This is a genomic window from Thermodesulfobacterium sp., assembly GCF_030445475.1.
GTDB lineage: Bacteria > Desulfobacterota > Thermodesulfobacteria > Thermodesulfobacteriales > Thermodesulfobacteriaceae > Thermodesulfobacterium > Thermodesulfobacterium commune.
Genome location: NZ_JASUTP010000001.1, coordinates 124,276 through 146,575 on the forward strand (window position 1 = coordinate 124,276; position 22,300 = coordinate 146,575).

The 22,300-nt window shown below is 35.9% G+C and carries 24 protein-coding genes; 4 read left to right on the top strand and 20 right to left on the bottom strand.

The features are described from left to right. Positions 1-28: 28 nt before the first annotated feature. From PWP26_RS00650 to PWP26_RS00670, 5 genes are all read right to left on the bottom strand, one after another. Positions 29-1,450 carry an aminopeptidase gene (locus tag PWP26_RS00650; RefSeq protein WP_287567626.1) on the bottom strand — a complete coding sequence of 474 codons (1,422 nt, stop codon included), beginning with the start codon at positions 1,448-1,450 and terminating at the stop codon, positions 29-31. 31 nt (positions 1,451-1,481) lie between these two features. Further along, positions 1,482-2,909, bottom strand: coding sequence for an NAD-dependent malic enzyme (locus tag PWP26_RS00655; RefSeq protein WP_287567627.1), 1,428 nt, complete (start codon positions 2,907-2,909; stop codon positions 1,482-1,484). A 20-nt stretch (positions 2,910-2,929) separates the two neighbouring features. Then, the gene (gene tsaA, locus PWP26_RS00660; RefSeq protein WP_287567628.1) at positions 2,930-3,337 is read right to left on the bottom strand and encodes a tRNA (N6-threonylcarbamoyladenosine(37)-N6)-methyltransferase TrmO; all 408 of its coding nucleotides are present in this window, start codon (positions 3,335-3,337) and stop codon (positions 2,930-2,932) included. 91 nt (positions 3,338-3,428) lie between these two features. Further along, complete coding sequence (locus PWP26_RS00665) at positions 3,429-3,725, bottom strand: hypothetical protein (RefSeq protein ID WP_287567629.1); 297 nt, start codon at positions 3,723-3,725, stop codon at positions 3,429-3,431. Between the two features lie 164 nt (positions 3,726-3,889). Then, the gene (locus tag PWP26_RS00670; protein ID WP_287567630.1) at positions 3,890-5,539 is read right to left on the bottom strand and encodes a glycosyltransferase family 39 protein; all 1,650 of its coding nucleotides are present in this window, start codon (positions 5,537-5,539) and stop codon (positions 3,890-3,892) included. Positions 5,540-5,607: 68 nt separating this feature from the next. Between PWP26_RS00670 and PWP26_RS00675 the strand changes: the two genes are divergently transcribed. After that, a complete protein-coding gene (locus PWP26_RS00675; protein ID WP_287567631.1) occupies positions 5,608-7,143 on the top strand; it encodes a glycosyltransferase family 39 protein in 1,536 nt (511 codons plus the stop codon). Here PWP26_RS00675 and PWP26_RS00680 read toward each other — a convergent pair. From PWP26_RS00680 to PWP26_RS00745, 14 genes are all read right to left on the bottom strand, one after another. After that, on the bottom strand, positions 7,125-8,108 hold the full coding sequence (locus PWP26_RS00680) for a hypothetical protein (RefSeq protein ID WP_273019799.1): 984 nt from the start codon (positions 8,106-8,108) through the stop codon (positions 7,125-7,127). The two genes, PWP26_RS00675 and PWP26_RS00680, sit on opposite strands and share 19 nt — an antisense overlap. A gap of 16 nt (positions 8,109-8,124) precedes the next feature. Then, entirely contained in the window at positions 8,125-9,123 is a 999-nt protein-coding gene (locus PWP26_RS00685) for a beta-ketoacyl-ACP synthase III (protein ID WP_301398761.1), read from the bottom strand. Next, positions 9,114-10,121 (bottom strand): phosphate acyltransferase PlsX, encoded by a 1,008-nt coding sequence (gene plsX / locus PWP26_RS00690; protein WP_287567634.1) that lies wholly within the window; start codon positions 10,119-10,121, stop codon positions 9,114-9,116. Before plsX ends, PWP26_RS00685 begins: the two co-directional genes overlap by 10 nt. A gap of 18 nt (positions 10,122-10,139) precedes the next feature. Further along, entirely contained in the window at positions 10,140-10,322 is a 183-nt protein-coding gene (gene rpmF / locus PWP26_RS00695; RefSeq protein ID WP_022854664.1) for a 50S ribosomal protein L32, read from the bottom strand. Between the two features lies 1 nt (position 10,323). Continuing rightward, complete coding sequence (locus tag PWP26_RS00700) at positions 10,324-10,872, bottom strand: DUF177 domain-containing protein (RefSeq protein ID WP_287567635.1); 549 nt, start codon at positions 10,870-10,872, stop codon at positions 10,324-10,326. Between the two features lie 133 nt (positions 10,873-11,005). Further along, positions 11,006-11,563, bottom strand: a complete 558-nt coding sequence (locus PWP26_RS00705) for a hypothetical protein (protein WP_301398763.1) — start codon at positions 11,561-11,563, stop codon at positions 11,006-11,008. Beyond that, positions 11,554-13,095, bottom strand: a complete 1,542-nt coding sequence (gene guaA / locus PWP26_RS00710) for a glutamine-hydrolyzing GMP synthase (RefSeq protein WP_301398764.1) — start codon at positions 13,093-13,095, stop codon at positions 11,554-11,556. The genes PWP26_RS00705 and guaA overlap by 10 nt, the downstream gene beginning before the upstream one ends. Next, positions 13,092-13,556 carry a phosphate-starvation-inducible PsiE family protein gene (locus tag PWP26_RS00715; protein WP_301398765.1) on the bottom strand — a complete coding sequence of 155 codons (465 nt, stop codon included), beginning with the start codon at positions 13,554-13,556 and terminating at the stop codon, positions 13,092-13,094. Before PWP26_RS00715 ends, guaA begins: the two co-directional genes overlap by 4 nt. Position 13,557: 1 nt before the next feature. Continuing rightward, positions 13,558-14,121, bottom strand: coding sequence for an aminoacyl-tRNA hydrolase (gene pth / locus PWP26_RS00720; protein ID WP_301398766.1), 564 nt, complete (start codon positions 14,119-14,121; stop codon positions 13,558-13,560). Between the two features lie 5 nt (positions 14,122-14,126). Continuing rightward, a complete protein-coding gene (locus tag PWP26_RS00725) occupies positions 14,127-14,723 on the bottom strand; it encodes a 50S ribosomal protein L25/general stress protein Ctc (RefSeq protein ID WP_301398767.1) in 597 nt (198 codons plus the stop codon). A 32-nt stretch (positions 14,724-14,755) separates the two neighbouring features. After that, complete coding sequence (locus PWP26_RS00730) at positions 14,756-15,712, bottom strand: ribose-phosphate pyrophosphokinase (RefSeq protein ID WP_287567644.1); 957 nt, start codon at positions 15,710-15,712, stop codon at positions 14,756-14,758. A 19-nt stretch (positions 15,713-15,731) separates the two neighbouring features. After that, positions 15,732-16,574 (bottom strand): 4-(cytidine 5'-diphospho)-2-C-methyl-D-erythritol kinase, encoded by an 843-nt coding sequence (gene ispE / locus PWP26_RS00735; RefSeq protein WP_301398769.1) that lies wholly within the window; start codon positions 16,572-16,574, stop codon positions 15,732-15,734. A 13-nt stretch (positions 16,575-16,587) separates the two neighbouring features. Beyond that, positions 16,588-16,860, bottom strand: coding sequence for a DUF1844 domain-containing protein (locus PWP26_RS00740; protein WP_038063208.1), 273 nt, complete (start codon positions 16,858-16,860; stop codon positions 16,588-16,590). Position 16,861: 1 nt separating this feature from the next. Beyond that, positions 16,862-17,233, bottom strand: a complete 372-nt coding sequence (locus PWP26_RS00745; protein WP_038063205.1) for a zinc ribbon domain-containing protein — start codon at positions 17,231-17,233, stop codon at positions 16,862-16,864. Between the two features lie 83 nt (positions 17,234-17,316). Here PWP26_RS00745 and PWP26_RS00750 point away from each other — a divergent pair, with 83 nt between their 5' ends. The 3 genes from PWP26_RS00750 (at position 17,317) to PWP26_RS00760 (ending at position 19,620) form a co-directional block, all read left to right on the top strand. Continuing rightward, a complete protein-coding gene (locus PWP26_RS00750; RefSeq protein ID WP_273018783.1) occupies positions 17,317-18,423 on the top strand; it encodes an AI-2E family transporter in 1,107 nt (368 codons plus the stop codon). A 3-nt stretch (positions 18,424-18,426) separates the two neighbouring features. Then, a complete protein-coding gene (gene mutM, locus PWP26_RS00755; protein WP_301398771.1) occupies positions 18,427-19,236 on the top strand; it encodes a DNA-formamidopyrimidine glycosylase in 810 nt (269 codons plus the stop codon). A 105-nt stretch (positions 19,237-19,341) separates the two neighbouring features. After that, positions 19,342-19,620, top strand: coding sequence for an HU family DNA-binding protein (locus PWP26_RS00760; RefSeq protein ID WP_022854677.1), 279 nt, complete (start codon positions 19,342-19,344; stop codon positions 19,618-19,620). 11 nt (positions 19,621-19,631) lie between these two features. On the opposite strand, the gene PWP26_RS00765 is transcribed toward PWP26_RS00760, so the two are convergent. Next, the gene (locus PWP26_RS00765) at positions 19,632-22,238 is read right to left on the bottom strand and encodes a ChaN family lipoprotein (RefSeq protein ID WP_301398772.1); all 2,607 of its coding nucleotides are present in this window, start codon (positions 22,236-22,238) and stop codon (positions 19,632-19,634) included. Between the last annotated feature and the right edge of the window lie 62 nt (positions 22,239-22,300).

Below are 22,300 nucleotides of genomic sequence, written 5' to 3' on the forward strand. Positions count from 1 at the left end.
AACTCCCTTTTAATAAAAAAATAACAGGCTAACGGCTAAAAAAACTTTTATAAGCCCGATAGCACATAAAAAGATCTGCTTTATGAGCCACCTCGAAGGGAGAATGCATAGAAAGTAAAGGTGGTCCTGCATCCACCACATCCATCCCATAAGAAGCAAAATACTTAGCTACCGTACCTCCTCCTCCTTCATCTACCTTTCCCATAGAAACTACTTGATAAACCACTCCATCTTCATCCCAACTCTTTAAAAGTTCTGCCAAAAACTCGGCATGAGCTTCGTTAGCCATATACTTTCCGCCATGTCCTGTATACCTGTTTACCGCTATACCAAATCCCATCTTAGCATCATTTAGTTTATCATGTACCTCGACATAATTAGGGTCTATACCCGCGGTCACGTCTGCAGAAATAGCCTTGGTGTTAGCCATAACCTCAAAAAATACATCAGGAGTAGGAGATAACCCCTGTTTCTTGATAAGCTCATACACAAACCTTTCAAAAACCCTGCTTTTAGCAGAAGTATTTCCTTCTGAACCTATTTCTTCTCTATCCATGAAAAGTAAAACATTCGTATATTCAGGCTGTTCTACCTCTAAAAAGGCCTTAAGAGAGGTAAATGCACAGATACGATCGTCTTGGCCATAACCTCCTATAAACGCCTTGTCTATCCCCACCTCTCTTGCCCTACCAGCAGGAACGATATAAAGTTCTGCCGAAACAAAGTCTTCCTCCCTTATGCCATAGGTTTGATATAAAAGCTTTAAACAGTTAAGTTTAACCCTTTCTTTGATTTCCTTTTCTTCCTCAAGCTTCTCCAAGGGAATGCCTCCAAAAAGAACGTTGAGCTTTTCCCCTACGATAGCCTCGGAAAGTTTTTTTTCTGTCTGAACTTTTCTTGAAAGATGGGGAAGAAGATCACAAATGGTAAAAACTGGGTCATCTTCCTTCTCTCCTAACACTATCTTAACCAAACTACCGTCTTTTTTAGCCACAACCCCATGTAAACTTAAAGGTTGAGCTACCCAGTGGTATTTTTTGATACCTCCATAATAATGAGTTTTTAAAAAAGCCATTTCTGTGTCCTCAAAAAGAGGATGTAACTTAAGGTCAAGCCTGGGGGTGTCTATATGGCTGACAACTATCTTTAAACCCTCAGTTATTTTTTTCTTACCAAAATTCCAGGCAAAAAGAAGCTTATTTTTGTAGACTACCCATCCCTTTTTGGATTCTTTATCAAAAAAGCCCTTTTTTTCCAAAAGAGTTAAAGCCCTTTCTATGGTTTCTCTTTCAGTCTTAGCCTGAGAAAGAAACTCTATATACTCCTTACTTAGATCCTCAACCTGTTTTTTTTCTTCCTCCTTTAAAACATCAAACACATGTTTGGGTTTCCAGACTAAACCCTCTAAAAACTCAGAATTTTTTTTAGAACTACCTTTTTTCCTCGCCATAAGCCTTCCCCTTTTTTCTGAGAATATGATTTTAGTTTAAACTTTTTGAGGGTTTTGTCAATTTTTTTACCACTGCTTGAGCTACGGCCTTTACCACCCTTTTATCAAACATGCTGGGTATTATATAATCTTCCTTTAATTCCTCTTTCTTTATGACATAAGCAATAGCTTTTGCTGCCTCTATAAAAACCTCTTCATCCACCTTTTTAGCCTTAGCCTCAAGTAATCCCTTAAAAAGCCCAGGGAAGGCTAAAGCGTTGTTGATCTGATTAGGATAGTCTGAACGTCCGGTAGCCAACACCCTGACCAAAGGTAACGCAATTTCAGGAGAAATCTCAGGGTCAGGATTGGCTAAAGCAAAAACTACTCTATCCTGAGCCATAGCCTTTAAGTCTTCAGGTTTAAGAATGTTTGGAGCTGAAAGACCAATAAAAATATCCGCCCCTGCTAACACCTCTGAAAGTGTACCTTTTAACCTTTCCGGGTTAGTAAGGGAAGCAATTTCTTCTTTATAAGGATTCATTCTTTCTTTTCTTCCCTGATAAATAGCCCCATATGAATCGCATAAAATAAGATTTTTGACCCCATATCTTAAAAGTAGCCTTGCCGTTCCGATGGCAGAGGCCCCAGCACCTGAAATTACTATCTTCATATCCCTTAAACTTTTTCCTAACAACCTTTCTACATTAATAAGACCTGCTAAAACCACGATAGCTGTGCCATGCTGGTCGTCGTGAACCACAGGCACCTCAAGCTCTTGCCACAATCTCTTTTCTATTTCAAAACATCTTGGGGCAGAAATATCTTCCAAGTTTATTCCACCAAACACCAAAGAAACCTGTTTTACCACCTCAACAAATTCATCTACATCTTGGGTAGACACAGCTAAAGGGAAGGCATCTAATCCTGCAAATTCTTTAAAAAGCATACATTTACCTTCCATAACTGGTAAAGAAGCAAGAGGCCCTATATTACCCAACCCTAAAACCGCTGATCCGTCGGTAATAACCGCAATGGTATGACCTTTGATAGTATATCTATAAATCTCTTCTGGATGATCTTTCAGATGTAAACAAACCTTGGCCACTCCTGGGGTATAAACTTCAGCCAAGGTATTCTGGTCTTTTATCTGAACCCTATTAACTATCTCTATTTTTCCTCCTTCATGCAACTCAAAGGTTTTATCTATAACCTTTAGCACTTTTATATCTTTTAGCTCTTTAAGCGCCTTGATGATTTGCTGACGTTGTCTTTCCTCAAAACAGATTATCTCTATCTCTCTTATTACCTTATCCTTAGAAACTCTAAGTAAACTTGAACTTCCTATCTCGCATCCATATCTATTCAAACGTCCTACTATTTCTCCAAACTTTCCTAGCAAGTTAGGCATTTCAAGTTTTACCCTAAAAGAAAAACCTGAAAAACAAACCCTATCCAAATTTTTGGTCATTTTTTTCATAAGAACTCCCTTCTAAGAGATTAAACAGAATTCTTTTGATAGGCTTTAAACGGTTTAAGGTCAAGGACAGGGGTTCCATCAAACATATCGATTCCTTTTACCTTGACCTTATTGCCTGAAACTTCTAACACCTCTAAAACCGAAAGACCTATAGGATTAGGTCTTATAGGAGAACAGGTGCTAAAAACCCCTTTTAATTCTTGACTGTGTGGAGGCTTTTGTAAAAGTTTTTCAGGGGTAAAGGGAGGTGACTTATGAAATACAAAAAGTACTACTATCTTATCTCCTTTTTTAAAGTCCCTTAATCCCTCTTGGTATTCAGGTTTTATCTCTAAATAACCTTCTATTTCTGAAATAGACCAATGACGAGGTATCTCTTTAGCTTCAGTTCTTACATAGCCTATAGGATGAAATATATACTCTTCCATTTTTTCTCCTAAGAATAAATAAAATGTAACAGAGGGGACACCCCCTGTTACTCACAACATCGTTTACCAATTTAATATACCAGAAAATAACCTACTGAGAAGTGGAATTTCTAGGCATACCTTTCTTGAGGGTCTCTTTTTGCTGCTGTTTTAAAGCTTTATGCTCCCTAATCCTTGATTTTTCACGAGCTCTTTCCCTAACCTGTTTTCCAAAACCTTTTTTAGCTTCCTCTCCTTTAAGTTGTTTGGTAGCATTGCTAACCTCTTTTCCTATCCCAGCCCCCTGATAAGGCTTAGGACCAGCAGGCCCTCCTTTAGGACCCTGAGCATATCCTAAAGAAACCCCTAACAAAGAAACTCCTACCAATAAGGCTATTAGCTTTCTCATCTCCCCACCTCCTATAACTTGTCTTTTTATTTTATTATATCAAAAAGCATACCTAAAAGTTATTTGCCTCTTAACCCTAAAAGACCTAAGATTTTAAAAATTCAACCTCAAAACCTGAAGGAACATTTTTCAAACTTTGCATTTTTTGCAAATAGTCCTAAACTTTAATAATTTTTAACCAAAAAATAAAGCTTTTTCCTTACTGGTAACACCCTTAACTCGCTAAACTCTTTCTCGTTAAAACCTAAAGAGTCAAACCTTTTTTTAGAAATCAGAATCCATCTATCTTTAAGTTTTGAGACCACATCTGAATTGCAATTTTTAAGATATATAAAATCTAAAGCCTGATATCTATATTTTCCGTAGTAAATCAAATGATGAGGAGTTTCCTCGCAAAGATATATCACCTCATTTTTTCCTACGGTTAAAATAAGGTTTTTGGCTGCTTTTCTAAAATAATCAAACTTTTCCTTATGGTAAGAATAATAAAAGGCAGCATAGGCCTGTTTTATAAAAAACACACAAAAAACTAAAAACCAAAAAACGCCTTTATACGTAACTTCTTTACGAAATCGAAATCCAAAAAATATGCCTCCAGACATCAATAAAATGGTAGTTAAAAAAGCTTCCCAATAATAAAAACCTTTAAACATAAGATACGCTAAAAAAGAAAGGCTAAGAAAAACGCAGAACCAAGGTAAAAAGCGGATACAAATCTTACCTATCTTAGAAATCATCCTTTGTTTTTCTAAAATCAAGTATAAAAAAACCGTAGAAGAAACAAAAACCAAACCCCCTACTCCAGGAAGCATATATCTTAGCCTTGCACCTAAGCAAAAAAGATGAAACAAATATGAAAAAACAAACAGAAAAAGAGAGAAAAGGACCAACTTAAAAAAATTAGGATGCTTATCAAGAAAACTTTTAAAAGACTCTTTTTCTTTTAAAACAAGAAAGGAAAAGAGCCAAGGGGCATATCCTATAAGAAAATCAAGGGTAAAGGCCTCAAAATGTTGAGTTAAAGAAACCTCTGCCCCAGATACTGCTCCCTGATATTCTCCTAACCAGGCCTTAAAAAGGGTTATATCAAAACCCAAACTAACTAAAAGCCATGTTATAAAAATTCCCAAGGTAATCCCTATACCTAAAAAATGGGGAATAGAAAAAAGTTCTTTAACTCTTTTAAAGTAAAGTAGATAAGGTATCCAGGCTAAATAAAAGAAAAGCAGAGCATGGAAAGTTTTGGTGAGCACAGCAAGTCCCATAAAAATGCCCCATAAAACAAATCCAACCATTATTCGTTTTTCTATCTCATAAAAATAAAACCAGGAAAAAAGGCTTGTTGAGACTAAAAAGGTGTAAAAACCGTCTATCTCGGCCCTTATAGCTTTATCTATGACCTCTGGTGTGGTTAAAAAAATCAGACCTGGAAGCCCCAAAACAACCCAAGAAATGTTTTTTTGTTCGACAATCTCTTCTTTTTTTAAAATTTTTATCCATATCCAGGTAAAAACCAAAGAAGTAAAAATTAAACTCACAGCAGAACTGGTTCTGGCTGTCCATTCTGAGAAGTCTTTAAAAAGATAAAACCAAAGAGCAAGAAACCAGTTATAGCCTGGTGGTTTTAGGAAATAAAAGGTGTCGAAAAGCTTAGGAAATAAAAATTCCTTAGTTTCAAGCATCTGTAAAGCAATTAAAACCCTCCTACCTTCTTCTCCCTGAAACTCCTTTTCTCCTATAAAAGGAAAATAAAGAGCCCCTCCAAAAGCAATTAAAAACAAAACTATTTTAATAAAAAAGGCTTTATTTTTCATAAAAACCTCTTAAACTTATAAAAATACTACCTTTTTGCTTTAACTACAACCTGTAGTAGAGGCTTTTTATGAAAAAACAAAGGTTGATTTTAGTTTTGTTGGTTTTAGCTCTTTTACTGATTTTTTGGAATTTAGGAGAGAGACCTTTTTTTGGGGTAGAGGGAAGATGGGCTGAAGCAGCAAGAGAAATGGTGCTTAGAGATTCCTGGTTTGTTCCAACCATCAACTTTGAACCTCATGTAACCAAACCCCTCATCCCTTTTTGGCTCATAAAAATTTCTGGGATGATTTTTCAAGGTTTTAATGAGTTTACGGTAAGACTACCAGGGGCTTTGATCGCTTTAGCAAGTTTGGTTGTTTTCTATATAGGTGTAACCCCTCTTTTTTCTTATCCTTGGAACCTTATAGCCTCTGGCCTTTTACTTACCTCAGTAGGTTTTTTAGAGTTTTCTCGTTTAGCTCAGTCTGAAATCTATCAACTTTTTGGCATCATCACAGCCCTTGCCTTTTATATTCATTTTAGGGATAAAAAGAGCTTTTTAGGATACTTAGGATTTTTTGGTGGTATGGTGATAGGAGGGTTGTCAAAGGGGATAACCTCTTTTGCGGTGTTATTGACCTTGCCTTTGATAGATGCCATCCTCGAAAAAAGATTCTATCATGTAAACTGGAAATCTATCTTAGCAGGAACCATAGCGTTAGGACTTTATTTTTTACCTTATTACTTAACAGCTCAAGAACTGAAAAGTCAAATCCCCTTTTATCTATGGATAAGAGAAAACTTACAACAGGCAGTAAACCCTTATGACAACCTTAGACCCTTTTACATCTATTTCTTATATTGGCCTATATGGGTAGCACCCTGGTCACTTTTTCTTTTTGCTGCTCTCGTGAAGTTTATCAAAAAATTTAAAAAATTATCAAAGGAAGAAAGGCTTTTCTTTTTAACCTCTATTTTCATTTTTCTGATTTTTACCATAGCCAAAGCCAGAAGAGGTTATTATCTTCTCCCAATTCTACCTTTTTCTATAATTTTTATTACCTACTATTTAAAAACTCATGCTGACTGGTTTTTGTTAAAAATCTATCGATTAGTTGGACATTGTTTAGTGTTTTTACCTTTGATATTTCTTTTAATTTTACCCTTTTTAAAGTTATCCCTTTCTTATACCTTGGGGTTAAGCCTGATATTAGGCTTTTTGTTCCAAGTTGTAGTATTCTTTCTTTTTAAAAAAGAACCTGTTTTCAAAACCATCCTACACTTTGCGATAGTTGAGTGGTTAGTCTTTACCGTAATTATACCCTGTTATGCTAAAAGTTCAGAAAAAGAGGCAGGTTTGTTTGTAAACTATTTACTTTCTAAAAATCCAAAAGCAACCCTATGTCAGGTTAACAACCCTGTAGCTAACGTCTATTTTTATGCCCGTATCCCAAAGAAGGTAGAAGCTTTTACCTCTTCTCAAACCTGTGACGTTATAATTATAAGAAAAGCACTCCCTAAAGAAATAGAAAACCTATCTTTTAAAGGATACAAAATTATAACTTTTAAGGCTCAAAAAGACCCCTCAAAAACTTACTTTATTTTCTATCGAGATTTTAAATGATCCTCTACCAGCTTTCTTGCTTCTTTGTAGTCTTTTATCCAAAAAAGTTTAGAATAAAGCCTTTTGCAGTCCTCAAAATCTAAACGTTCTACCAATTTTATAGCACGAAGTTCTTCCTTAAAATGAGGAAAGGGATTTTCTTCGTGGGGAAGAAACTCTTCCTTGGGTATGATTTTTATGTAAACCAGAGACCTTGCAGCAAGAAGATTTTCTGTTTTTGGGTTTTCTTTGCGGTTAAAGATGTATCTTAAGGTCAAAAGTTCTCCAGGAGGAAAGACGTAGGGTTTACCAACAAGAGATTTTAAAACCTTCTGTAGTAAAAAAAACTGAGAGACTTTACCCAAACTTAACGTATTTAATTGCAAAAGTTTTTTAAAATAAAGGTGTATAGTTCCAGCTTCTACATATACCTTTTTTAATCCCTGTTTTAAACTTAACAGCACTTTTAAAATCGCCTCAACCCTCAGTTGATCTCTTAGTCTAAACCTTTCAGCATCTGCCTTAGAAAAATCCTTTACACTATCAACGATTTTTTCGAAATCACCGGTTAAAGAAACTTCATAAAACCTGAGAAGTTTTCCTATGGCATTTTTTTCTGTCTCTGCTATCCTCTCTAAGAGAACCTCGTCTATTGACTGGTGAGAGACAATCCCTTCCGCCCTTTGTTGTAAAATCTTGACTCCCTCTAAATAAGGCTCTATCTGAAAAATTTTCTTTCCCTGTTGATGAAAATTTTTGAGCAGTTTAAGGGTCTGTTTTTCAAACTCTGGGAACCAAAACTCTTCGTTTAAAACATAATCCTCTTCAGAAATTTTACCTTCAAGAACTAACCTAAAATTTTCATTAGGTGGCTCTTCAAGGATAATAATATCAGCCCTTTCCATAAAGTTTTTAGCAAAAGGAAGAACCTCTATCCTATGGGTTGAAAAACCGACTATGATTTCTATTTTTTGAGAAGAATTCATCTGAAAAGGATTTACTCTACCACCTTAACAATACGCCTCCAAAGGTGAAACCTCCTCCAAAGGCAACAAGTAAGACTAAATCTCCTTCCTTAAGTACACCTTCCTTTTCTGCTTCGTAGAGGGCTATAGGAATGCTGGCTGCTGAAGTATTTCCATATTTATCGATATTTACGAAGACCTTTTCTTTAGGAAGGTTTAGCCTATCTCTCAGGTATTCTATAATTCTTAAGTTTGCCTGATGAGGCACCAAAAGGTCTAAGTCTTCCTTAGAAAAACCGTTTCTTTCAAGTAACTCTAACGCTATTTTTTCCATTACTCTGGTAGCAAACTTAAATACCTCTCTTCCTTGCATTTTGATGTAATACTCTTCTCTTGGTAGTCTATCATCAAAAGGAGGGAAAGCACTTCCCCCTCCTTTTAAGGTAAGTAAAGGCCACTTGCTACCGTCTGCCCCAAGGATAAAATCGATAATTCCTTTTTGGGAAGGTTTAGTACTTTTTCCTACCACAGCAGCACCTGCTCCGTCTCCGAAAAGCACACAAATGCTCCTATCTTGCCAGTTGGTTTTTCGAGAAAGGGCTTCAGCCCCTACTACCAAAATTTTCCATTCAGGGTTTGCCTTTATAAACTGGTCAGCGATACTTAAAGCATAAACAAAACCGGAACAGGTAGCAGAAAGATCAAAGGCCCCAGCTCTTGAAGCCCCTAACCCTTCTTGAACCAGCACAGCAAGAGAAGGAATGAGATAGTCTGGGGTTACGGTTGCGCAAATGATAAGGTTTAAATCCTCTGGAGAAATCCCTGCTCTTTCTAACGCTTCTTTAGAAGCTTTGATAGCATATTGACTGATGTTTTCTCCATCTTCTAAGATATGTCTTTCTTTTATTCCTGTTCTTTCTGTAATCCAGGCATCTGAGGTTTCAACTATCTTTTCGAGGTCGTGATTGGTAAGCACCTTAGGAGGAACTGCCATTCCCATACCTAAAATCGTCGACCTAACAGTGTTTAAGCACACTCCTTTTCCTCCTCGATCAAGTTTTCTTTAATGGCGCTCTCCAATTTTTCAACCAGATTGATCTTGATGGTATTTACCGCTACCCTGATAGCATTTTTGATAGCCAAGGCATCGGACCTCCCATGAGCGATGATTACGTTGCCTTTCACCCCTAAAAGGGGGGCCCCTCCATATTCTCTCCAGTCAGCCTTTTTCTTAAATCCATCGATAGCCTTTTTAGCCATAAAAAGACCTAAACTAGAAACCACCGACTTTTTTACCTCGTTTTTTAACATCTCTAAGATAACCTCAGCCAACCCCTCCGAAAGCTTAAGACAAATATTCCCTATAAAACCATCACATACTACCACATCTACTTCTCCACGATAGATATCTCTACTTTCTATATTACCTACATAATTAAGGTTAGAATTTTTAAAGAGTTGATGTGCCTTTTTGACCAAAAGGTTGCCTTTCCCTGACTCTTCTCCGATAGATAAAAGGGCTATCTTTGGATTAAGTCTCCCCCAGACCTTTTCTAAAAAGACCTTTCCCATGATGCCAAACTGAAAAAGGTCTACGGGCTTTGAATCTACATTAGCCCCTACATCTATCAACACAAAAGGCTCTTTAACCGTAGGAAGAAGGGTAGCGATAGCCGGACGTCTCACCCCTTCTATCCTTCCTAAGATAAAAATACTCCCTGCAGCTACAGCCCCTGAATTTCCAGCAGAAACAAAAGCACCAGCCTCTTTGGATTTTAAAAGTTCTATCCCCTTAAAGATAGAAGCCTCTCGTTTCTTTCTTAGAGCATCTCCTGGACTTTCATCCATTTCTACCACTTCTTCAGCAAAAACCACAGAAACCCTTGGCTTTCCTACATAGGTTTTTAAAACCTCTTCCCTCCCTACTAAGATAAGCTCTAACTCGGGGATCTCCTGAAGGGCAAGGTCTGCACCTCTAAGAATCTGGGAAGGGGCAAAATCCCCTCCCATTACATCCAAGACTACCTTATACATAGGTTAAACAATCAAAAACTAAGAAGATTCTTTTTCTAAAACCTGTTTACTTTTGTAATACCCACAGCTTGGACAAACTCTGTGAGGAAGTTTAGCAGATTTACACCTTGGACACACAGAAAAAGAAGGAGCTTCTAAATGCTTATGAGCCCTTCTCATCCCTCTTCTTGACCTTGAAGTCTTTCGTTTAGGTACAGCCATGTTACTTACCTCCTCTTTTTTCCAAACTTTCCTTTTCTATCATCTGCTTTAATACCGCAAAAGGACTTTCCTTTTTATATACCCCACAACTACAACTTCTCTCGTTAAGGTTAACCCCACAATATGGACAGAGTCCTTTACAATTTTCTCTGCAAAGCTTTTTGTAAGGGATAGACAGCCAAATCTCTTCTCTTAATATGTCATAAAAAGAAATCCAGGAGTTTTCAAAAAAACTAACCTCCATCTCCTCATCCGAAAGTTCTTTTTCTTCCTCAAAATTAAGGGATGTTAACGGCTTTAAATCTAAAGCAAAAGAATGCTCTAAATCAAACTCAAACTCTGTTAAACATCTATCACACTCTAAAACCAAAGAGCCACTTATAAAGCCTTCTAATTTTACCTCAATACCTAATTTTTTCAATTTAAAAAATCCAAAAAGAGGCTTTTTTATCTTAAACCCCTCTAAAACCTTGACGTCAGCAAATTCAACTTTTAAACCCTCTAACGGGATGTCTTCTAAACTAATACCCCAATTCTTAAGTTCTTCCATGTTTAACTAAACCTCTCTTCGTTTGTTTTTAAAATAACTCTAAATCTAAAAAAGTCAAAGGGATATTTTAGTCAACCTACAACCTTCTCATAGGCACCTTTTGAGAAAGATTAAGCCCTATAGAAACCTGACTCTAAACCAGATATTTAAGGTAAAGACCACCTACCAATGGAATCCAGAAATTATCCCTCTTAGTTAAAAGTTCTATAAAACTAAGAAGGGCGGTTAAACCAAAATACTGAAAGGTTAATGACCCTTTTAACAACAATACAACCAAAAGAGACATCAAAAAAAACGCCACTCCTCCCTCTAACGTTTTTCCCCGGAATATTTTCTTTTTCCCTAAATAAAAACCTACCAAAGAGGCTATCGGGTCAGATAAGGTTAAAATCAAAAGTATCAAACGAAAATCTTCCCTCCCTACCAAATAATAAAGGCATGTAGTTCCGACCAAATAAAACCAACCATCACTTATTTTGTAAAATTCCTCTTTCTTAAGAAGTGGAGTCCAAAGCCTTTTCAAAGGAAGATAATCATAAAAAAAGAGTCTTAAAACTTCAAAGACAGAGTTTAAAATAACCAGACTTACTAAAAGAAGGCCTAGTAGGTGATAAGAAACAACATAAGACAGCCCAAAAATTAGAAAACCAAAACCTAAATGAAAAATCTTTCTATAAAAGTTTATTCCCATTCGATCGTAGCTGGAGGTTTAGAAGAAATATCGTAAACCACCCTATTAACACATTTTACCTCGTTTATAATCCGATTCGACAGCCTTTCTAACAGATCATAAGGCAATTTTACCCAGTCAGCAGTCATAGCATCTTGGCTTTCTACACATCTAATCGCCACCACATATTCATAGGTTCTTGCATCTCCCATAACCCCTACCGTCTTTACCGGCAAAAGGACCGCAAAGCTTTGCCAGACCTTATAATACCAACCTGAGTTGAGCATCTCTTCTGTAACTATAGCGTCAGCCTCTCTTAAAATATTCAGTTTTTCTTCCGAGATTTCTCCTATTATTCTTATAGCAAGACCTGGTCCTGGAAAAGGTTGCCTCCATATAATATGTTTAGGTAAACCTAAAAGTTCTGCTATCTTTCTAACCTCATCTTTAAAAAGCTCTCGCAAAGGTTCTATCAACTTAAGATGCATCCTTTCAGGTAAACCACCTACATTATGATGGGACTTGATGGTAGCAGAAGGCCCTTTAAAAGAAACACTTTCTATTACATCCGGGTATAAAGTACCTTGAGCAAGATAAACCACGTTATCAAACTTTTTAGCTTCTTTTTCAAATACCTCTATAAAGGTTTCCCCGATAATCTTTCTTTTTTTCTCTGGGTCTTCCACCCCTTTTAGTCTCTTCAGAAAAAGAGAACTTGCGTCTACATAATCTACTTTTAGCCCTAAACTTTTCATCAAAGATAGAACTTCTTCTGGTTCGTTTTTTCTTAAAAGTCCATTGTTTACAAAGATAGGTATCAACCTATCTCCTATGGCTTTATGGACCAAAAGCGCTGTTACGGTAGAGTCTATACCTCCGGAAAGGGCACAGATTACCTTTTCATCTTCTTTAACCAGATTTTTAATATCTTCTACGGTTTTTTCTATAAAAGAAGGCATACTCCAATCAGCTGTACATCCACAAATCTCAAAAACAAAGTTTCTCAACACATCCTGGCCTATCTCTGTATGGACTACCTCTGGATGAAACTGAACCCCATAGATAGGTTTTTCTACATGGGCTACAGCAGCAAAAGGGGTATTTTCTGTCTCAGCCAATACATAAAAACTCTTAGGTAAAACCTCAATTTTATCGCTATGACTCATCCATACCTTATATTTCTCCCCCTTTTTTAATCCTTTAAAAAGGGCATTTTCTTCTATTATTTTAATATAAGCAGGACCAAATTCTCGTTTTTCACTTCTTTCTACCTTCCCCCCTAAAAGATAACTTATCAACTGTAATCCATAGCAAATACCTAAAATCGGAATCCCTAATTCAAAAATCTCAGCAGATATCATAGGTGCATCTTTATCGTAAACACTGCTTGGGCCTCCTGAAAGAATGATCCCTGAAGGGTTAAAACCTTTTATCTCCTCCAAAGGCACAAAACAAGGTTTTATTTCACTATAAACCCCTAATTCTCTAATCCTTCTAGCAATAAGCTGAGTAGTCTGAGAACCAAAATCAAGAACTAATATTTTATGTATCATCTTCCAACCCTCAACTTTCTTAAAATAGCTATTCCTCCTATCAACATCAAAATCAATATACCTATCGCTAATATCTCAAAAAGATAATACTTAAAACGTTCTGGGTCAAAAGAAGAGGTATGAGCTATCTCAAAACCTACGATCAAAAGTCTTCGGACTAAAGCAATGATTCCTACCAGTAAAAAAGGCTCTAAGCATTTAAGCTTATATTCTTCTCCAAAAATTACCTGCAGAGTATAAAAAACCTCCAGAAACATCATGGCTATCAAAAATTTATCTAATACCCCGATAATTCCCTCTGTAAAATTAACGTAAGAAGGAATGTCCAAAATACCCTTAAACCCGTAAAAAATGATAAAACCTGTGGCGATCAGTATTCCTAAACCTATCAATATATAAAGAACTCTTTCAAACTTCACAAAAAATTCTTGCACATAATAGTTCCAACGTGCTAAGTTCATCTTACACCACTGCCTGTGAATTATAAATAGTCATTGTCTTCAGCAGACCCTTATAAAGAAGATCTTCTAAAGCAGCTACCGCTACTTCGAGTATTTTTTTTACTTTCTCTTTCTCTTCTTCGTTAAATGGGCTTAGCACATAATTAACAACATCTCTATCTTCAGGCTTACCTATTCCTAACTTCATCCTTGGGAAATCAGAAGACCCCAAACACTCTATAATCGAAAGCATGCCTTTATGCCCACCAGCTCCCCCCTTAGGTAAAATCTTTATTTTACCTAAAGGGAGGTCCATATCATCATAGATTACCAAAAGATTGTTTAACGGTATTCGTTCTTTTAAAACCCACTTCTTAACCGCTCTACCAGAAAGGTTCATATAAGTTTGGGGTTTAACTAAAATTGCTTTATCTTTATAAAAGGCTACTTCACTTTCCATTTCTTTATAAAATTTAAACTTAAGCTTATGCCTTTCAGCAAAGGCATCTAAAACTAAAAATCCAAAATTGTGTCTTGTTTCTTTATACTCCTCTCCAGGATTACCTAATCCGCAAAAAAGCCACATCTTAACTATTCAGATTCCTCTGTAGAAGCCCCCTCTTCTCCACCTTCAGCTACGATGGTAATCACGGTATCCTCAGGAGCATCTAAAACTTTTACTCCTTCAGGAACTTTTATATCTTTTACATGTAAAACATCTCCTAAATCTAAGTTAGATATATCTACCTGGATTTTATCAGGGATGTTAGAAGGAAGACATTCTACCGTAAGGTCATGCATAAAAATTTCGATTACTCCACCTTTAGTAAGTCCTACTGGACGTCCTACAAACTCTAAAGGTACGTCTATACTTACAGTTTCTCCCTCTTTAATCGCTACAAAATCAAGGTGAATAATCTTATCGGTAACAGGATGGAGCTGATAGTCTTTTAAAATAGCTTGTATTCTCTGAGTTTCTCCGTTTTGTACCTCCAAGTTAAAAAGTAAGGTTTCACCTTTGTATTTATGCAAAATACTCTCAAGTTCATTAGCCTTAACTGAAATAGGAACTGGATCAAAATTATGTCCATAGACTATAGCTGGTATCAGACCTTGTTTGCGCAACTTTTTAGCACATTCCTTACCAGTTTTTTCTCTTTTAACAACGGATAAATTCACCTGTCTCATTGTATCTCCTCCTCCTTTTAGTTAAAAAAAATTTATACAAAAAGAGAACTTATAGACTCGTCGGTGTGTATCCTTCTTATAGCTTCAGCCAACAAACCTGCCAAAGAAAGAACCTTTATCTTACCTATAGCCTTTGCTTCCTCTCTTAACGGTATGGTATCACTTACCCAAAGAGCTTTCAACGAAGAATTAGCAATCCTTTCTAAAGCCTTACCAGAAAGTACAGGATGGGTTGCCATTCCATAAACCTCTAAAGCTCCTCTTTCTATGATAGCATCAGCTGCTTGACACATAGTACCAGCTGTATCTACCATATCGTCTATGATGATGGCTATTTTATCCTTTACTTCTCCTATAATATGCATGACAGCACTTTCATTAGGACGTTCTCTTCTTTTATCTATGATAGCGATAGAGGCTCCTAGCCTTTTAGCATACTCTCTTGCCCTTTCTACTCCACCGGCATCAGGAGAAACGATAACTAAGTCTTTTCCTGAAAAATTCTCCTTGATGTGCTTTAAAAAAACCGGCAAGGCATAAAGATGATCTACAGGTATGTCAAAAAAACCTTGGATCTGTCCAGCATGAAGGTCAACAGTTAAAACTCTTCTTGCCCCTGCTACGACTATCAAATTAGCTACTAACTTGGCTGAAATAGGAGTTCTTGGAGCTGTTTTTCTGTCTTGTCTTGCATACCCATAATAAGGAATAACCGCAGTAATTCTTCTGGCTGAAGCCCTACGAGCTGCATCTATCATAATAAGAAGTTCCATCAAATGTTCGTTTACAGGGGGACAGGTAGGTTGGATAATAAAAACGTCTGCTCCTCTTATGTTATCTTTAATCTCAACAAAAATCTCTCCATCGCTAAAACGCTTTACTACCGCCTTACCTAAAGAAAGGTCTAAAAAACTACAAATCTTTTCTGCTAAATCTAGATTAGCATTACCAGAGAGCACACAAATCCCTTTAAAATTATACCCTCCCATCTTTATTTCTCCTCCTAACCTATTCCAAATTTTGCACTAAAAATACCTTGACTTCCTTAAGTGTTCTTTTTAGGGTTTCATAAACATAAAAGGGAGGTTCTTTTTCAAAAATCCCAAAAATTGTTGGGCCTGTACCACTAAGACTAACGGCACAGCATCCAAAAGTTTTGAGGTTAGCTTCAAGTTCTCCTAAAAACGGAAACTTCTCAAAAACTAAAGCCTTAAAATCATTTATAAGTCCCTGAGGATGTCTCCAGGGAGGGACTTCGGTAGAATAATAAACAGGATTTTTTGAATTTGTCAATCCTAAATTTTGATAAGCCCACTTAGTACTTATTTCAAAGTTAGGACAAATAAGTAGATACCACGCTTGAAAAGAAGGATAAGGTATTAAAACATCTCCTATGCCTTCACCTATAGCTGCAACATAAGGACTTAAAAAAAAAGGCACATCTGCTCCTAAACTCTTAGCTATGCTATACAATAAAGGTTCTTCTCGATCTATACCATAAATATAGGCTAAACCTTTAAGTATGGTAGCAGCATTACTACTCCCCCCTCCTAAGCCAGCTCCGATGGGAATCGTTTTTTTTACCCTTATATGATGATTTTCGTTAATCCTAAAAGTTTCTTTAAACTTTATATAAGCCTTATAAACCAAATTTTCTTCCAGAGGAATATCGCCTCTGTCAGAAATAAAATCCAACCTAAAATCTAAAGTCCCTTTTTTAATTTCTATCTCATCAAAAAGGTCTATTTTTTGAAAAATCGTATAGAGATTATGGTATCCATCCTCTCTCCTGCTTAACACTTGCAACACCAAATTTAGCTTGGCTGGAGATAGGAAAAGATATTTTTTCATAAGAATAGAACCTTTAATCTGAAACCTTCAAAAATTTAAGTTTAAGCTCATAAAGTATCGCATTAATCAGACGTTCTTCGTCTAAAGTAAGATTGCCTTTAGTTTTTTCTTTTAGCATCTCAATCGTATCTATGGTTTGTTTAGCTAACAGAAGGTTTACCTCTTTTTTGTTGGTTAAGGGGTTTGGAAGCTCTCCCAAATGGATAAGGGCAGCAGTGTTTAGAGAAAGGATAAACGTACTAAAGGTAATTAGGTTTGAAAAGAGGTCATCCTGCTCTTTACCCATTTTATCCTTTCTCCTTCTTTTTGGTAATCACATATTCAGTCTTACTTATATATCCTGTTCTCACTGCTTTTCTTTCTGAAAGAAGGTCGGAGAGCTTTTTTACCCTATCTGAAGGATGAAACTCTTTGGCTTTTTCTAAAAACCGACGGGCCTCCCCTACCTTACCGTCTATTAAATAATCTCTGGCTCTCTTAAGGATAGAGAGCTCTCTTTGAGATTTTTGAGATATCCTATCTTGAAATCCAAAAATAGAGGGAAGTTTCATTACTTCTAAGCTTCCACATTTAGGACATGGAGGATAATCTTCATCCATCCTCTGCAACCTTTCAAAAACCTCCCCGCAGATTTCACACCTAAACTCATAAATCGGCATAGTTTAAATTATAATATCTATTTTTAAGTTTACAACATAAAAAACCTTGAGAAAAATATAACCTAAGCTATACTGAAAGAAAGATGAAGATCGATAGAGAAACTTTTTATCATAAAGTAGGGCTTTTTATTTCCCTTCTTTTAGCTTTTCTTATCATCGCTGGATTTGTTTATCTGTTAAGTCCTCTTTTTTCTATAATTTGCTGGGCGGGTATCATTGCTTTTTTTATCTATCCTTGCTATCAAAAAATCTATCAAAAACTTAAACGTAAAAACCTATCTTCTTTTATAGTTCTCTTTTTTCTAATCCTATTTGTAATAGGACCTTTTTCAGCCATCCTTTTTAACCTCTACCAGCAGATCCTTTCTATCTTAGACTGGGTTAAACCTGTTGCCAACCAGAGCCTTTATGATTTTGTCGAACAACTAAAAAAATACCCTAAAATTTATGCCTTTTTTACTAAACTATTATATTATCTACAACCTTATCTTCCTCAAATCCAAGAAAAAATCGCTCAAGCAATATCCTCTATCCTTCAGGCAGGGGTTTTTTCTATCACGAATTTGGCTAAATTTCTATTTTCTTTTGGCTTTCAGTTAGCTTTTACCATCCTTACTTTACACTATTTTTTGATAGACGGAGAAAAGGTGATTCAAGAAATAGTCAGCCTTATACCTGGCAAAAGCCAAGAAAAACAAAAAATGTTACAAAGAATAGGGTTGATCTTAAAAGGGGTCTTATATGGTAACATTCTTACTGCTTTTATCCAGGGACTTTTGGCCTTTTTTATCTATTTTATTTTGGGAATACCCCATAATCTTTTCTGGGCCTTTCTTACGATGTTAGCCTCTTTCATCCCAGCCTTCGGAACTTTTCTCATTTGGGGACCTTTGGTTGTCTATCTATTCTTGGTAGGAAGTTATGTAAAAGCGGTGATCCTTTTGGTTTTTTGTGGAGTTATCATTTCTAACTTAGACAACTTCCTAAAACCCTTTTTAATCGGTGGAAAAACTAAAATCCACAACCTTCTCATCTTTTTTTCAGTGCTTGGTGGAATTGTAAAGTTTGGTGTATTAGGAATTTTTTTAGGGCCTCTTATTTTAGCTCTTTTTCTATCGATCATAGACATCTACAAGAATCACCTAATTACCCACTTAAATGGATTCTCTTATCCTGATCAGGATGAATAACCTATGCCTGAACTTCCTGAAGTAGAAACTATAAGACACCAACTAAAAACCAAACTTTTACTTCAAAAACTGGTTAAAATCGAGATATTAGACCCGAGATTTACTAAAAAAATTTCTTTTAAAGGTGCACTTAGCATAGAAGGAGAGAAACTTTTAGACATAAAAAGAAAAGGGAAATATCTATTGTTTATTTTTGAAAAAAAAGGTCTCTTATGGCACTTTGGCTTAACCGGTGGTTTAATCCTATTAAACCACTGTCTTATTCAACCACCTCACAAATTTTTGAGACTGCTATTAAGGTTTGAAAACGAAATCTTAGGATACTTTGACATAAGAAAGTTTGGGAAAATAAAAACCTTTGACCTTCCCCATTTTCCTGAAGAGATAGAAAATTTAGGAGAAGATGCGTTAGAAATAAAACAAGAAAAATTTGCTTCTATCCTTCAAGGTTCTTCAAAACCGATTAAATCCTTGCTTTTAGACCAAACAAAAATTGCAGGACTTGGAAATATCTATGTAGACGAAGCCCTTTTTAGGGCTGGAATACATCCTTTAAGAAAAGCCTGTTCGCTTAGCCATAAAGAGGTAGCGAAGCTTTACCATACCATTAAAATGCTCCTTAAAAAGGCTATAGAATTGAGGGGTTCTTCGATAAAAGATTATTTAGATGCCTTTGGACAAAAAGGCAAGTTTCAAGAAGAACATCTGGTTTACGGCAAAAAAGGGCAGAAATGCCGTTTTTGTGGACAACCTTTGCAATACCTAAAACTCAATCAAAGAGGGACTACCTTTTGTCAAACCTGTCAATCTTAGTCAATCTAAAAAAAAGCTACAAAAACTTGGCTTTTACCCTTGACAAAAAAAGAATAATCTTTTATAAAATTGAAAAATAAGAAAATTCTTCTAAAGGAGGGAATTATGAACAAGGCAGACCTCGTAAAAAGGATGGCAGAGATCGCAGAAGTACCTAAGTCTACTGCTGAAAAGCTCTTAGACGCTTTTATGGAAGCTGTAGAAGAAGCAGTTTCAAAAGGAGACAAAGTAGTATTGGTTGGTTTTGGAACCTTTCAAGTGTTAAAAAGAGCTGAAAGAGAAGGAAGAAACCCCAGAACAGGCAAACCTATCAAAATCCCTGCTAAAAAGGTGGTTAAGTTTAAGCCAGGCAAAAAATTAGAAGATGCCGCTTCTAAAGCATAAAAAGTCTGAATTTAACGGGGGCTGCTTTCTCCCCCGTTAAACAAATAATCTCCTGTTTCTGTAGACAATCTTTTCTGGTTGTCAAGAATTATCCTTTTAAAATTTAAAAAGTTTTTCTTTTGTAATCCTTGCGTAATCCCAGAAACAGTAATAATTTCCTCTTTAGTAGTAATAAGAATGGTCTGAAAGTTTGGGTATTCTTCAAGCACCTGAAGTAATTTTTCTGTAAGAGCTTCTTTTTTTAGAAGATGAGCTTGATAGAAATTTTCAAAGGGAGGAAAAGGCTGTTTTTTCTGTTGATATTTTTCGTAGAGATACGTTTTTAAAAGTGGGTTCATCAAGTCCATCTCTGGAAGATTAGAAATTTCTTCTTGAGAAAGGCTGAAGATTCCTTTATCAAGTACTTTTTGGAAAAGACTCTCTTCTACCCCTATGGCTAAAACCTTTATTTTTTTGATCTTAGCAAACCTTAGAACTTCAATTAGGTTCTCAAGATTAACCCCTACTTCTACCTTTGAGAGTTCTTTTTTCAGGTATTCTGCAGAAACTTTATTTTCAAGAAACTGGTCTATCAAAGATTGATAGGAAGAAGGTAAGTCTAAAGTGATTATTAGATTATCGTTTAGTTGATGCAGGTTTTCTAAAAATTCTCGATAAAATTGAGTAAAATCAGAAGCTGGATTTTGTCCTTCTTCTCCTATCAAAACCAGCTGAGTATTAGCCAGTTGAAGTGCAAGTTCATAGGTTGTGATAGAAGTCTTGGTATAAAACCCCTCCGGTTTAAGCCTTACAGGAACTAAAATCCCTTGTTGAGAATCTAAGGTTTTTTTGGAAAATATCTTGCCTGATTTTATCCATCCTTCAGTTAAAGAATTCAAGCTATGCCAAAGATTAACTACAAGCTCCGTTTCCTTTACTGAAGAGGAAAAAAAATAACCTAACATCCCATCTTTTTCAAAAGGTTGAGGAACTAATTTAAAATATACTCCCTGGTCTATATGCTTTATCATCCAGGGAAAAGGGAATCTATGTAAATAAACCACGTTTTTAGCCTCATCCAAAACAACTTGAGAAGGGTCTTTAACCGGTAATATCTTATATCCCTTTTTCCTAAAAATCTCTATTATTTTTTGATAAAGTAGGAGCTCTTCTTCAGGATAAACCAAAACTCCTGGATTTTCTAACAGCCTGTCCAACCCCACATACTCTTCTTTTTTTTCTAAAACCCTCCATACAGTATACTCTGGGTCTAAATATATCTCTTCAGGTCTTTCTTTTACCCAAACCTGAACGATTTGGTAAGGACTTGTCACATTTTTTACAAAAGAATAAGTCACGTTTTTACACACCACAGAAAATTTAACCACCACCTCACGTTCGTTTGGAGTAAGGGTATGTGGAGAATTAGACTTGATTAGAGCTAAGGTTAATTCGTAGCCTCCATCCTTAGGTTGCAAAAATACTACCTCTCCTCTGAGATAGAGCTTTTTAAACACAGAAAAATCCGAAAAGGAAACAAAAACTTCCGGGAAAGAAGACTTTAGATAAGTTAAAAGGTCTTCAAAAGATTGAGGGATAAAAAGTTTGGCTTCGTAAAAATGTTTTAGTCTACTTAAAAGAACTTCCTCACCTAATCTTTGCTTAAGTTCTAAAAAGTAAAAAAAACTTTTGCCTTCTAAGGATGAAGTGCTGAGGAGTTTCTTGCGCAATTCCACTTTTCGCTGAGCCACATCTTTTAAAAACAAGGCAAGTCCTTTAACCCTTTGATCTTCTTGGTAAAAAACCCCTTCTTTCAAACGTTTTTCGTTCACTAAAGCGCTAAACTCCCAAGGGTCATCCAAAATTGAAGAATTAACCAAAAGAGTATTTGAATAATCTAACTTAGGTTCCTGATCCTTTATCAAGAACACAAAAAGCTTAGAAAATGGATAAACCTCAGAAAATTTCTTATCTAAAGCTGCTAAAGCAGGCTTAACTTTTTGAAACCAAGAAGAAACCTCTTCTTTAGAGAAAACCTTGTTGTTATCTAAGGAATACAGAGAAATTTTCAAATTTTTATAGGTTAAAACTGAAGAGACAAAAGGTTCTTTCGAAAGAATTAAAACCGGAGATTTTATCGGTTTTAGGTTTTTAAACTTATATAGCAAAAATCCCCCTTCTTCTTTTACTTCGTAATCCTCTGAGGGGATTAGCGCAAAATATCCTAGTTTTTTTGGAACCTTTAAAGTAATTTCATAAGTAAAGGGCTCCCTAGGTAAGGGGATAAACCGGTCTATGAAATTAAAAGGAACCACGGTAAAATTTACAGATTTTTCGAAATATAAAAATAATGGGCTGTTTGGCTTTTCAGCCAAAAAGGTTAAAGCCGATTCTTTAAAAGGTACTGAAGAAAAAGGTTTCCCATCTAAAATGGCTTCTTTGAAACGAAGCCCTTCTGTCTCAAAGGTTTGAATCTTTTTTTCCTGTAAAACTGTTTGCAAGCTACCTTCTATAGCATTGGGTTTTAACTCTAAATCCATTTTGAGATGCAAATAAGCTCCGTAAGACCAAAAAGGGCACAAAAACACCCCCAAAACTATTAATAATAAAAGAAAAAAAGCTGTTTTCCAGTTTGCCATATTTTCCCTTTTTGAAAAATAAAAAACTTGAAATATAATTAAAAACACTATAACTTAACTCA

Bases quoted from the DNA above. Each gene is read 5' to 3' on its own strand.
- PWP26_RS00650 (WP_287567626.1), bottom strand. From the start codon at position 1,450: ATGGCGAGGAAAAAAGGTAGTTCTAAAAAAAATTCTGAGTTTTTAGAG.
- PWP26_RS00655 (WP_287567627.1), bottom strand. From the start codon at position 2,909: ATGAAAAAAATGACCAAAAATTTGGATAGGGTTTGTTTTTCAGGTTTT.
- tsaA (WP_287567628.1), bottom strand. From the start codon at position 3,337: ATGGAAGAGTATATATTTCATCCTATAGGCTATGTAAGAACTGAAGCT.
- PWP26_RS00665 (WP_287567629.1), bottom strand. From the start codon at position 3,725: ATGAGAAAGCTAATAGCCTTATTGGTAGGAGTTTCTTTGTTAGGGGTT.
- PWP26_RS00670 (WP_287567630.1), bottom strand. From the start codon at position 5,539: ATGAAAAATAAAGCCTTTTTTATTAAAATAGTTTTGTTTTTAATTGCT.
- PWP26_RS00675 (WP_287567631.1), top strand. From the start codon at position 5,608: ATGAAAAAACAAAGGTTGATTTTAGTTTTGTTGGTTTTAGCTCTTTTA.
- PWP26_RS00680 (WP_273019799.1), bottom strand. From the start codon at position 8,108: ATGAATTCTTCTCAAAAAATAGAAATCATAGTCGGTTTTTCAACCCAT.
- plsX (WP_287567634.1), bottom strand. From the start codon at position 10,121: ATGTATAAGGTAGTCTTGGATGTAATGGGAGGGGATTTTGCCCCTTCC.
- rpmF (WP_022854664.1), bottom strand. From the start codon at position 10,322: ATGGCTGTACCTAAACGAAAGACTTCAAGGTCAAGAAGAGGGATGAGA.
- PWP26_RS00700 (WP_287567635.1), bottom strand. From the start codon at position 10,872: ATGGAAGAACTTAAGAATTGGGGTATTAGTTTAGAAGACATCCCGTTA.
- PWP26_RS00705 (WP_301398763.1), bottom strand. From the start codon at position 11,563: ATGGGAATAAACTTTTATAGAAAGATTTTTCATTTAGGTTTTGGTTTT.
- guaA (WP_301398764.1), bottom strand. From the start codon at position 13,095: ATGATACATAAAATATTAGTTCTTGATTTTGGTTCTCAGACTACTCAG.
- PWP26_RS00715 (WP_301398765.1), bottom strand. From the start codon at position 13,556: ATGAACTTAGCACGTTGGAACTATTATGTGCAAGAATTTTTTGTGAAG.
- pth (WP_301398766.1), bottom strand. From the start codon at position 14,121: ATGTGGCTTTTTTGCGGATTAGGTAATCCTGGAGAGGAGTATAAAGAA.
- PWP26_RS00725 (WP_301398767.1), bottom strand. From the start codon at position 14,723: ATGAGACAGGTGAATTTATCCGTTGTTAAAAGAGAAAAAACTGGTAAG.
- PWP26_RS00730 (WP_287567644.1), bottom strand. From the start codon at position 15,712: ATGGGAGGGTATAATTTTAAAGGGATTTGTGTGCTCTCTGGTAATGCT.
- ispE (WP_301398769.1), bottom strand. From the start codon at position 16,574: ATGAAAAAATATCTTTTCCTATCTCCAGCCAAGCTAAATTTGGTGTTG.
- PWP26_RS00740 (WP_038063208.1), bottom strand. From the start codon at position 16,860: ATGGGTAAAGAGCAGGATGACCTCTTTTCAAACCTAATTACCTTTAGT.
- PWP26_RS00745 (WP_038063205.1), bottom strand. From the start codon at position 17,233: ATGCCGATTTATGAGTTTAGGTGTGAAATCTGCGGGGAGGTTTTTGAA.
- PWP26_RS00750 (WP_273018783.1), top strand. From the start codon at position 17,317: ATGAAGATCGATAGAGAAACTTTTTATCATAAAGTAGGGCTTTTTATT.
- mutM (WP_301398771.1), top strand. From the start codon at position 18,427: ATGCCTGAACTTCCTGAAGTAGAAACTATAAGACACCAACTAAAAACC.
- PWP26_RS00760 (WP_022854677.1), top strand. From the start codon at position 19,342: ATGAACAAGGCAGACCTCGTAAAAAGGATGGCAGAGATCGCAGAAGTA.
- PWP26_RS00765 (WP_301398772.1), bottom strand. From the start codon at position 22,238: ATGGCAAACTGGAAAACAGCTTTTTTTCTTTTATTATTAATAGTTTTG.